11 protein-coding genes are annotated in these 9,060 nt (G+C 67.2%); 2 read left to right on the top strand and 9 right to left on the bottom strand.

The annotated features are described in order from the left end of the window. A partial coding sequence (locus ACG97_RS14825; protein ID WP_047968146.1) for an ABC transporter ATP-binding protein occupies nt 1-1,190 on the top strand: 1,190 nt, incomplete at its 5' end. A gap of 64 nt (nt 1,191-1,254) precedes the next feature. On the opposite strand, the gene ACG97_RS14820 is transcribed toward ACG97_RS14825, so the two are convergent. The 3 genes from ACG97_RS14820 to ACG97_RS14810 all read right to left on the bottom strand — a co-directional run bounded on the left by ACG97_RS14820 (nt 1,255) and on the right by ACG97_RS14810 (nt 3,062). Further along, nucleotides 1,255-1,899, bottom strand: a complete 645-nt coding sequence (locus ACG97_RS14820; protein WP_047968145.1) for a tetratricopeptide repeat protein — start codon at nt 1,897-1,899, stop codon at nt 1,255-1,257. A gap of 187 nt (nt 1,900-2,086) precedes the next feature. Continuing rightward, on the bottom strand, nt 2,087-2,818 hold the full coding sequence (locus ACG97_RS14815) for an ABC transporter substrate-binding protein (RefSeq protein WP_156168058.1): 732 nt from the start codon (nt 2,816-2,818) through the stop codon (nt 2,087-2,089). 52 nt (nt 2,819-2,870) lie between these two features. After that, nucleotides 2,871-3,062, bottom strand: coding sequence for a Lar family restriction alleviation protein (locus ACG97_RS14810; RefSeq protein ID WP_047968144.1), 192 nt, complete (start codon nt 3,060-3,062; stop codon nt 2,871-2,873). A 106-nt stretch (nt 3,063-3,168) separates the two neighbouring features. On the opposite strand from ACG97_RS14810, the gene ACG97_RS14805 reads away from it, so the two are divergent. Beyond that, the gene (locus ACG97_RS14805; RefSeq protein WP_238377356.1) at nt 3,169-3,603 is read left to right on the top strand and encodes a PaaI family thioesterase; all 435 of its coding nucleotides are present in this window, start codon (nt 3,169-3,171) and stop codon (nt 3,601-3,603) included. Between the two features lie 60 nt (nt 3,604-3,663). On the opposite strand, the gene ACG97_RS14800 is transcribed toward ACG97_RS14805, so the two are convergent. The 6 genes from ACG97_RS14800 to ACG97_RS14775 form a co-directional block, all read right to left on the bottom strand. After that, a complete protein-coding gene (locus ACG97_RS14800) occupies nt 3,664-4,314 on the bottom strand; it encodes an OmpA family protein (RefSeq protein WP_047968143.1) in 651 nt (216 codons plus the stop codon). 256 nt (nt 4,315-4,570) lie between these two features. Then, complete coding sequence (locus tag ACG97_RS14795) at nt 4,571-6,187, bottom strand: NAD(P)/FAD-dependent oxidoreductase (protein ID WP_047968142.1); 1,617 nt, start codon at nt 6,185-6,187, stop codon at nt 4,571-4,573. Nucleotides 6,188-6,318: 131 nt separating this feature from the next. Next, nucleotides 6,319-6,816, bottom strand: coding sequence for a M48 family metallopeptidase (locus ACG97_RS14790; RefSeq protein ID WP_047968141.1), 498 nt, complete (start codon nt 6,814-6,816; stop codon nt 6,319-6,321). A gap of 78 nt (nt 6,817-6,894) precedes the next feature. Beyond that, on the bottom strand, nt 6,895-7,902 hold the full coding sequence (locus ACG97_RS14785; protein WP_047968140.1) for a class I SAM-dependent rRNA methyltransferase: 1,008 nt from the start codon (nt 7,900-7,902) through the stop codon (nt 6,895-6,897). A 308-nt stretch (nt 7,903-8,210) separates the two neighbouring features. After that, on the bottom strand, nt 8,211-8,564 hold the full coding sequence (locus tag ACG97_RS14780) for a DUF1304 domain-containing protein (RefSeq protein WP_047968139.1): 354 nt from the start codon (nt 8,562-8,564) through the stop codon (nt 8,211-8,213). An 11-nt stretch (nt 8,565-8,575) separates the two neighbouring features. Next, entirely contained in the window at nt 8,576-9,031 is a 456-nt protein-coding gene (locus tag ACG97_RS14775; protein ID WP_047968138.1) for a thioesterase family protein, read from the bottom strand. Nucleotides 9,032-9,060: the final 29 nt, after the last annotated feature.

The raw sequence follows: 9,060 nt of genomic DNA, 5'->3' as shown, positions 1-9,060 counted from the left end.
CCGACGCCTACACCAATATCGCCACCGTGAAGCTGTTCTCGCACGGCCAGCGCGAGGCCGGCTTTGCCCGCGGCGCGATGCAGGAGTTCCTGCACACCGCCTACCGCCAGATGCGGCTGGTCAGCGGCTTCGAGATCGTCAACCACCTGCTGAGCATGCTGCTGATCGCCAGCACCGCCGGCGCCACGCTGTGGCTGTGGACGCGCGGCGCGGTCGGCGTCGGCGCGGTGGCGGCGGCCACCGCGATGGCGCTGCGCCTGAACGGCATCTCGCACTGGATCATGTGGGAGATGTCCAGCCTGTTCGAGCACATCGGCACGGTGCAGGACGGCATCAACACCCTGTCGCGCGCGGTGGCGATCAAGGACGCGCCGCAGGCGCAGCCGCTCAAGGTTGGCCGTGGCGAGGTGCGCTTCGAGCAGGTCAGCTTCAGCTACGGCGGCACGCGCACGGTGATCGACGAGCTGTCGCTGACCATCCGCCCCGGCGAGAAGATCGGCCTCGTCGGTCGCAGCGGCGCCGGCAAGTCCACCATCGTCAACCTGCTGCTGCGCTTCTACGACGTGGAAAGTGGCCGCATCCTGATCGACGGCCAGGACGTCGCGCAGGTGACGCAGGACAGCCTGCGCGCGCAGGTGGGCATGGTGACGCAGGACACCTCGCTGCTGCACCGTTCGGTGCGCGACAACCTGCTGTACGGCCGCAATGACGCCAGCGACGCGCAGATGATCGCCGCCGCCGAGCGCGCCGAGGCGCACGAATTCATCCAGACGCTAACCGATCCGAAGGGCCGCAGCGGCTACGACGCCCACGTCGGCGAGCGCGGCGTGAAGCTGTCCGGCGGCCAGCGGCAGCGGGTGGCCATCGCGCGGGTGATGCTGAAGGACGCGCCGATCCTGTTGCTGGACGAGGCCACCAGCGCGCTGGATTCGGAGGTGGAAGCGGCGATCCAGCGCAGCCTGTACCGGCTGATGGAGGGCAAGACGGTGGTGGCCATCGCGCACCGGCTGTCGACCATCGCGGCGATGGACCGCCTGATCGTGCTGGACAAGGGCCGCATCGTGGAGGAAGGCGACCACGCCAGCCTGCTGGCCCGTGGCGGCCTGTACGCGCGGCTGTGGGCGCACCAGAGCGGCGGCTTCCTCGGCGAGGAGGCGGAGGACGACGAGACGGCGCTCAGCCTGGGTTGAGCTTGGGTTGAGCGCGGCGCAGACCAGAACGGCGGGGTTTCCCCGCCGTTTTGCATGCTGTGCGCTATAGCGCCTGGCCGCTGATCTGTTTCGCCAGCTCGATTGCCTTCAGCGTGGCGGCGACATCGCCCTGCACCCCGGCCTTGGCGTACCAGCGGATCGCGCTTTCCAGATCGCGGCGCACGCCGTGGCCGTACTCGTACATGCTGGCAATCAGGTATTGCGCGCCGGCGTCGCCCTGTTCCGCGGCTTTTTCATACCAGTAGGCGGCGCGGGCGTAGTCCTGCGGCGCGCCGCGGCCGAGGAAAAACTGGGTGCCGAGGTCGATCTGCGCCACGATCAGGCCGTGGTTGGCGGCGCGGTCGAACCAGTAGGTGGCGCGCGTCAGCGACTTGGGTACCGCGTCGCCGTTTTCGTAGAGGATGCCCAGCGCGTGCTCAGCCTGCGGCAGCTGCTGCTCGGCTGCCTTGCGCAGCCAGTACAGCGCCTTGGGCTTGCTGGTGGCGACGGCTTCGCCGCGCCAGTACAGCATCGCCAGATTGAAGGCGGCGACCCGGTCACCGGCGCCGGCCGCTTCCTCGAAGTGCTGGCGCGCGCTGGCCAGCTTGCCGTCGCGGTAGTCCTGCCAGCCGGGCACTGCCGGCGGCTCTGCGGCCAACGCTGGCGTCGAGCCCAGTATCAGGCACAGTAGCAAAGACAGGTGTCGCATGGTGTCCCCCTTCCTGTCCGGACGCGGGTGCGTTTGGCAGCGGCGCACGATTCTGCTGCGACCGGATCGCAGCGGGCGACACGGCGTTCAAACAGTGGCGACAGCCGTGTTTGCCAGCAGGCAAACGCCGCTTGCTCAGCCCTTGTCGCCCTGTCGCGCCGTCGCTCGCCAGCTCGTGAACACGCTGTTACAGCCCCCAGCGCCGGTAAATGGCGTCCAGCTTGCCGGCGCGCTGCAGGCGCTGCAGCGCACTGGCAAAGCGTTGTGCCCGCGCGCTGTCGCCCTTGGCAAAGGCGACATAGCGCGGCATTTCCACCAGCGGGCGCGGCAGGATGCGTACCTGCTGCTCTGCCCGCTGTTCGCGCACGAAGTGCATCAGCTGCAGGCGGTCGCCGACGATGATGTCGATGCGGCCGGCCAGCAGCATGGCGACCAGCTGGCGCGGATTCTGCGCGCTGCTGTCGCGCACCAGCTCGAAACTGTCAAAGGCGGCCTCGTAGGCATAGCCGCTGACCTGGCCGACGACATACGGCCTCAGGTCGTCCAGCCGGCGCCAGTCGGCCAGCGGCAGCTTGCGCGTGGTCATGAACACGGTGGCGCCGCTGCGCAGCGGGCCGACCAGCTCGTACTGCGCCTTGCGCTCCGGGGTGCCGGCGAACTGGAACGCCATCTCGGCATCGCCCAGCGCCAGCATCTGCTTCACCCGCGCCCACGGATACAGCCGCAGCTGGTATTCGATGCCGGCTTCGCGCAGCACCGCCTGCACCACTTCCACGTCCAGCCCGCGCGGTTGCGGGTCTTCGCCGTACTGGAAACTGTACGGCGCGAACTGCTCGTCGCCGACCACGCGCCAGCCGCCGGCCAGCGCCGGCAGTGCCGCACTCAGCAGCAGGCAGAACAGGAATAAGCGCACAGGCATCTCCGACCGTATCCTGATTTCATGCTAGACCATGGCCGGCACAATGCCCGCGTCAGCGGATCTTGTTCCAGTTGGCGATCGCTTCCTTGCGATTGTCGGCCTGCGAGCCGATCGCCGAGCAGGTGCCCTGGCCGGCGTAGCGCGAGCACTGCACCCAGAAACGGCGCGAGCCGGCTTTGACCACCTCGGCGGGGGCGCCGCATTTGTGGCAGGGCTTGGGGGTAACGGGCGTGAGGTCGCTCATGTTCGGCTCGCTGGATAAGGGAAAGGGACGGCGATGATACCGCAAAGCCTGCGGCCAACGTGGCCGGCTGTTAAGCTGCTTACTTCACTGTAGTCAGGGATGGCAGATGATGCATGGCGACACCGCAGCACGCATGACCCCGCAGGCCTTTCAGGCACTGATCGACGAGGCGCTGCCGCTGTGCGCGCTGTTCGGTATCCGCTGCGAGCACATCGGCTACGGCTGGGCCCGGCTGCGCATGCAGTTCAATCCGGCGCAGATCCGCCCCGGCGGCACCGTCGCCGGGCCGGCGCTGATGGCGATTGCCGACGCCACGCTGTACGCGGTGGTGCTGGGCATGATCGGCCCGGTGGAGCTGGCGGTGACCACCAGCCTCAACATCAATTTCCTGCGCAAGCCGCCGCCGGCGGACATCATCGCCGAAGGCCGCATCCTCAAGCTGGGGCAGCGGCTGGCGGTGGGCGAGGTGCTGCTGTACTCCGACGGCGCCGCCGAGCCGGTGGCGCACGTCAGCGGCACCTACTCCATTCCGCCACGCTGAGCGTAAAAAAACCGCCCCTGGCGCGTGGGCGGCAGGGGCGGTGGCGATAGCGCTGACGGCTTACTGCTTGATCGGGTCGATGGCGATTTCGACGCGGCGGTTCCTGGCGCGGCCTTCGGCAGTACCGTTATCGGCCACCGGCTGGCTGGAGGCGTAGCCGACGCTGCGGATGCGCGCGGCGGCGACGCCACGCTGCTGCAGCACGGTAGCCACGGCGGCGGCACGGCGCTCGGACAGGCTCTGGTTCAGCGCCTGGCTGCCGGTGCTGTCGGTATGGCCGGCCACGACCATGGTGGTGTCGGCGTACTGGGCCAGCACGCCGGCCACGTCACCCAGCGTCTTCACCGCGCCGCTGCCCAGCGTGGCGCTGCCGGTGGCGAAGGTGATGTTTTCCGGCATCACCAGCTTGATCTGGTCGCCGACGCGCTGCACCTGCACCTGGCTGTTGGCCAGTTTTTCGCGCAGCAGTTTTTCCTGGTAGTCCATGTAGGCGCCGACACCGGCACCCAGTGCGCCGCAGGCCAGTGCCGAGTTGCGTGCGCCTTTGCCGCCATGGGTCAGCGCGCCGACGATACCGCAGGCAGCGGCGGCGCCGAGGCCGTAGGTGGCGGTCTTGCTCATTTCATTCTGGCCGGTTTGCGGATTGACTGCACAACCGGTAACGGCGACGGCGAGGCTGGCGATGGCCAGCGATTTGATGGAAAGCTTCACGGTAGTTCCTTTGCAAGCAAGGGTTTCAACAGGTGGGCGCCCGATACGTGCCGGGCGCTGGTTATGACCCGGTTGGTGGCAAGGACCGGTGTGTGGCCCTGCGGCCAACCTTGGTTTTAGCACGTGCGACTAAAAATTGCCGCGACGTGACTCGTGTGCATACGGGCGTTTTACCACGGCCGCCAGGCGGTCGCAGCAAAAAATGCGGCGCGCCAGCCGGGCGCGCCGCGTTTCGATGGCAATGGCTTGCGCTGGTTCAGTGCAGGCCGAGCATGCTTTTCGCCACCGCTTCGGCGATGCGGATGCCGTCGACGCCGGCCGACAGGATGCCGCCGGCGTAACCGGCGCCTTCGCCGGCCGGATACAGGCCGCGCACGTTCAGGCTTTGCAGGTCGTCGCCACGGGTGATGCGCAGCGGCGAGCTGGTGCGCGTCTCCAGCCCGGTCAGTACCGCGTCGTGCATCGCGTAGCCGCGGATCTGGCGGTCGAAGGCCGGCAGCGCCTCGCGCATCGCCTCCACCGCGTACGGCGGCAGGATGCTGGCCAGGTCGCTCATCTTCACCCCCGGTTTGTACGATGGCTCCACTTCACCCAGTTGCGTCGACGGCTTGCCGGCGAGGAAGTCGCCGACCAGCTGCGCCGGCGCCTCGTAGTTCTCGCCGCCGAGCTTGAACGCCAGCTCTTCCAGCTGCCGCTGCAGCGCGATGCCGGCCAGCGGGCCGTCGCCCGGGTAGTCTTCCGGGGTGATGCTGACCACCAGCGCCGAGTTGGCGTTGCGCTCGTTACGCGAATACTGGCTCATGCCGTTGGTGACCAGGCGCCCCGGCTCGGAGGCGGCGGCGACCACGGTGCCGCCCGGGCACATGCAGAAGCTGTACACCGCGCGGCCGTTCTTGGCGTGGTGCACCAGCTTGTAGTCGGCGGCGCCGAGGATAGGGTGGCCGGCGTGCTTGCCGTGGCGCGCCTTGTCGATCAGCGACTGCGGGTGTTCGATGCGGCAGCCGATGGAGAACGGCTTGGCCTCCATGTACACGCCGCGCGCGTGCAGCATCTCGAAGGTGTCGCGCGCGCTGTGGCCCAGCGCCATCACCACGTGGTCGGACAGCAGCTGTTCGCCGTTTTCCAGCACCACGCCGCGCAGCTGGCGCGTATCGCCGTCGCCCTCCAGCAGGATGTCGGTCACCTTGTGCTCGAAGCGGATCTCGCCGCCCAGCTCGATGATGGTGGCGCGCATCTTCTCCACCATCGTCACCAGCTTGAAGGTGCCGATGTGCGGCTTGGCGACGTAGACGATCTCTTCCGGTGCGCCGGCCTTGACGAACTCGGCTATGACCTTGCGGCCGAGGTAGCGCGGGTCCTTGATCTGGCTGTACAGCTTGCCGTCGGAGAAGGTGCCGGCACCGCCCTCGCCGTACTGCACGTTGGATTCCGGGTTCAGCACGTTCTTGCGCCACAGGCCCCAGGTGTCCTTGGTGCGCTGGCGCACTTCCTTGCCGCGCTCCAGCACGATGGGCCTGAAGCCCATCTGCGCCAGGATCAGCGCGGCGAAGATGCCGCAGGGGCCGAAACCGACCACCAGCGGCCGGCACGGCAGCGTCGCTGGCGCCTGGCCGACGTAGTAGTAGTGCATGTCCGGCGTGGCGCCGACGTGCGGGTCGCCCTTGAATTTCTTCAGCAGTGCGTCTTCGCCGGCGATATCCAGGTCGACGATGTAGATCAGCTGCTGCGAGGAGCGGCGCGCGTCGTAGCTGCGCTTGAAAACGGTGAGCGCGCGGATGGCGCTGTCGGGCACGCCGAGGCGGTCACAGACCGCTTCGCGCAGCGCGGAGTCATGGTGGTCAAGCGGCAGCTTGATTTCGGCGAGTCGCAACATAATCGGGCTTTCATGGGCGGCGGGTAGTGCCGCAAATCGTTGTCAAATCAACAGGGTGCGTATTGTAGGCGAGCGGCGCGCGGGTGTCAGCCGCCAAGGTTGGCCGCAGGCCTTGCGGCCAGGCTTGCGCGTCAGCGTTCCAGCTCGCGCGCGGTCAGCCACAGCCGGGTGTCGAATTCCAGCTGGTGGTAATCCGGCAGCATGTGGCAGCACAGCTGGTAGAACGCCTTGTCGTGGTTCTTTTCTTTCAGGTGCGCCAGCTCGTGCACCACGATCATCTGCAGGAACGGCTCCGGCGCCTCGCGGAACAGGGTGGCGATGCGGATCTCGTTCTTCGATTTCAGCTTGCCGCCCTGCACCCGCGACACGAAGGCATTGGTGCCCAGCGTGCCGTTGACCGGGTGCATGTTGTTGTCGTACTGCACCTTGGCCAGCGGCGGCGCGTTCTTCAGGTAGCGCTGCTTCAGTGCCATCACGTAGTCGTACAGCGCGCGGTCGGTGCCGGCGTCGTGGCGCTCGGGATAGCGGCGGGTAATCCACTGGCCGAGCTGGCCCTGGTCCAGCAGCGCGCGCACCTTGTCCAGCAGTTCGGCGGGATAGGCTTGCAGATAACTTAGCGGCTGGCTCATGAGGGTAGCGTTCGGTCACGGACGGTGGAAACAGGGACAGCGCCCGGCGGGCGCTGTCGGATAGCGGCGAAGGCGTGCTTAAACGTGCAGCAGCACCATTTTCAGTGGCGGCTTGCCGTCAAAGGACGGGAAGTCGGCTTCCGGAGAGATCCACTCCACGTCGCGTACGGTGCGGCCGGCTTTTTCCGCGCTGCGCTTGAGCTGGTCCAGCCAGGCATCGGCGTCCACCTGCGCCACGTTGTTGCAGCAGATGATGATGCCGCCTTCGGCGGTGGCCAGCAGCGACGGCTTGAACAACGCCGCGTAGTCGTTGATCAGGTCGACGACGCCGAATGGGCTTTTGGCGTAGCGCGGCGGATCAAGGAACACCAGATCGAACTGGCGCGCTTCCAGCGGCTGGAACGGAGGCATTTTCTTGCCGCGTACCATCTTGGCCTGGCCGAGGCCGGACAGCTGGCGGATGGCCGGGAAGAAGTCGCTCTGCACGCAACGCGGACGGGTGGCCAGGGTGTTGAGCTTGGCGTTGCCGCGCGCCACACGCAGGCTGGATTCGGCGAAGTCCACGTTCATCACGAAGCTGGCACCGGCCTTGGCGGCGGCGACGCCGACACCGCCGGTGTAGGCGAACAGGTTGAGCACGCTCTTGCCTTGTGCCAGCTGCATCACGCGGCGGCGGCCGGCGCGCAGGTCGAGGAACAGCCACGGGTCTTGGCCGTCGTGACGCGCCTCGAAGTGGTAGTTGACGCCCAGCTCGCTGATCACGCGCGGCTGTTGCGCCTCGGCCAGTTCGGCTTCCGGCAGCGGGTTGCCGATGCGCGAATTGCTGCCGCTGCGGTCGTTGTACACCGCGTGCAGGCCCAGCGGCGCGTAGTGGTCGAGGATGACCTGGTGCTCTTCGTCGCTGAGCGGGGTGTGGAAGGTCTGGATCAGCAGCACATCGCCGTAACGGTCGATGGTGAGGCCGTCGCGCCCTTCGACGCTGCCGTGAAACAGGCGGTAGGCATTGGTGTTTTCGTCGTGCAGTTGCGCCAGCAGCGCGGTGCGCTGGGCATCGGCGGCTTGCAGCAGGGGCAGCAGTGTGGACATGGCTTCTCGCAATTCCTGAAAAAAGTGCGGCCGGTGGTCATCTTGCCCCGGCCGAGAATGGCGGAATTGTACGCTGATACCCCACCGCTGTCGCAGCCGGTGTGGCGTCGCCGCAACCCGCCGCCACACATTGCGGCCAATCTTGGCTGCGCGTTAGAACTTGTTCACGATCTGCTGCAACTTGACCTCAATGGAGCGATACGGTGTTAAAAACGGCTTCGGCATGCTTTTTTATATCTGGATAAACGCCGCTTCCTCAGCAGTTTTTGCCTTGTCTCGCGTGAGCGCGCGAGATCGTGAACACGTTCTTAGGCCAGCCACCACAGCGCCAGCGCCACGGCCGCCGGCATGGCCTGCACCAGCAGTATCTTGCGGCTGGCGGTGGCGGCACCGAACACGCCGGCGACGATCACGCAGCCGAGGAAGAACGGCGCGATGGCGGCCGGGCTGCCCGGCAGCAGGCTCCACAGCAGGCCGGCGGCGAGAAAGCCGTTGTACAGCCCCTGGTTGGCGGCCAGCACGCGGCTGGCAGCGGCGAACTCCGGCGTCAGGCCGAAGGCGCGGCGCCCGGCCGGGTGCGTCCACAAGAACATTTCCAGCACCATGATCCAGATATGGATCAGCGCGACCACGGCGATGGCGAGACTGGCGGCGAGCGTCATGGCGGCTCCGTTCAGGCGGCGCTTTGCGGCAACGGCAGCGCGGCGAAATCGGCGCTGCGCGGCAAGGCGGCGAGGATGGCGGCCAGTGCCGGCGGCGGCGCGATCAGCTTGCGGCTGCGCAGGTCCAGCCAGGCGCCGGCCACCTCGTACACCGCGGCCAGGGTGCCGTCCGCCTTGCGCATCTCCTGACGAATGTGCCAGCGGCTGTTGTCCGGGCTGGCGGCGGCGATCAGCACATTGATATCCAGCCGTTCCCCCAGGTTCACCTCGCGGCGATAATCGGTGCTTTCGCGGAACAGCACCGGGCCGAAGCCCTGGCGTTTGAATTCGTCGGCGCCGAAGCCGGCCGCCTGCAGCCACTCCAGCCGGGTGTGGGTGCACAGGTCGGCGTAGGCGCTGTGGCGCATGTGCTGGTTGGCGTCGATATCGGCCCAGCGGACCTCGACGACTTTGCTGAATGCGGTCATGAGTGTGATTCCAAAAATAGAACGATCGT

The sequence above is a fragment of the Vogesella sp. EB genome, from assembly GCF_001037925.1.
Taxonomy (GTDB): domain Bacteria; phylum Pseudomonadota; class Gammaproteobacteria; order Burkholderiales; family Chromobacteriaceae; genus Vogesella; species Vogesella indigofera.
Note: the sequence above shows the minus strand (reverse complement) of the source record. Positions and strands in the feature narration are given on the sequence as shown.

Bases quoted from the DNA above. Each gene is read 5' to 3' on its own strand.
- ACG97_RS14820 (WP_047968145.1), bottom strand. From the start codon at position 1,899: ATGCGACACCTGTCTTTGCTACTGTGCCTGATACTGGGCTCGACGCCA.
- ACG97_RS14815 (WP_156168058.1), bottom strand. From the start codon at position 2,818: ATGCCTGTGCGCTTATTCCTGTTCTGCCTGCTGCTGAGTGCGGCACTG.
- ACG97_RS14810 (WP_047968144.1), bottom strand. From the start codon at position 3,062: ATGAGCGACCTCACGCCCGTTACCCCCAAGCCCTGCCACAAATGCGGC.
- ACG97_RS14805 (WP_238377356.1), top strand. From the start codon at position 3,169: ATGATGCATGGCGACACCGCAGCACGCATGACCCCGCAGGCCTTTCAG.
- ACG97_RS14795 (WP_047968142.1), bottom strand. From the start codon at position 6,187: ATGTTGCGACTCGCCGAAATCAAGCTGCCGCTTGACCACCATGACTCC.
- ACG97_RS14790 (WP_047968141.1), bottom strand. From the start codon at position 6,816: ATGAGCCAGCCGCTAAGTTATCTGCAAGCCTATCCCGCCGAACTGCTG.
- ACG97_RS14785 (WP_047968140.1), bottom strand. From the start codon at position 7,902: ATGTCCACACTGCTGCCCCTGCTGCAAGCCGCCGATGCCCAGCGCACC.
- ACG97_RS14780 (WP_047968139.1), bottom strand. From the start codon at position 8,564: ATGACGCTCGCCGCCAGTCTCGCCATCGCCGTGGTCGCGCTGATCCAT.
- ACG97_RS14775 (WP_047968138.1), bottom strand. From the start codon at position 9,031: ATGACCGCATTCAGCAAAGTCGTCGAGGTCCGCTGGGCCGATATCGAC.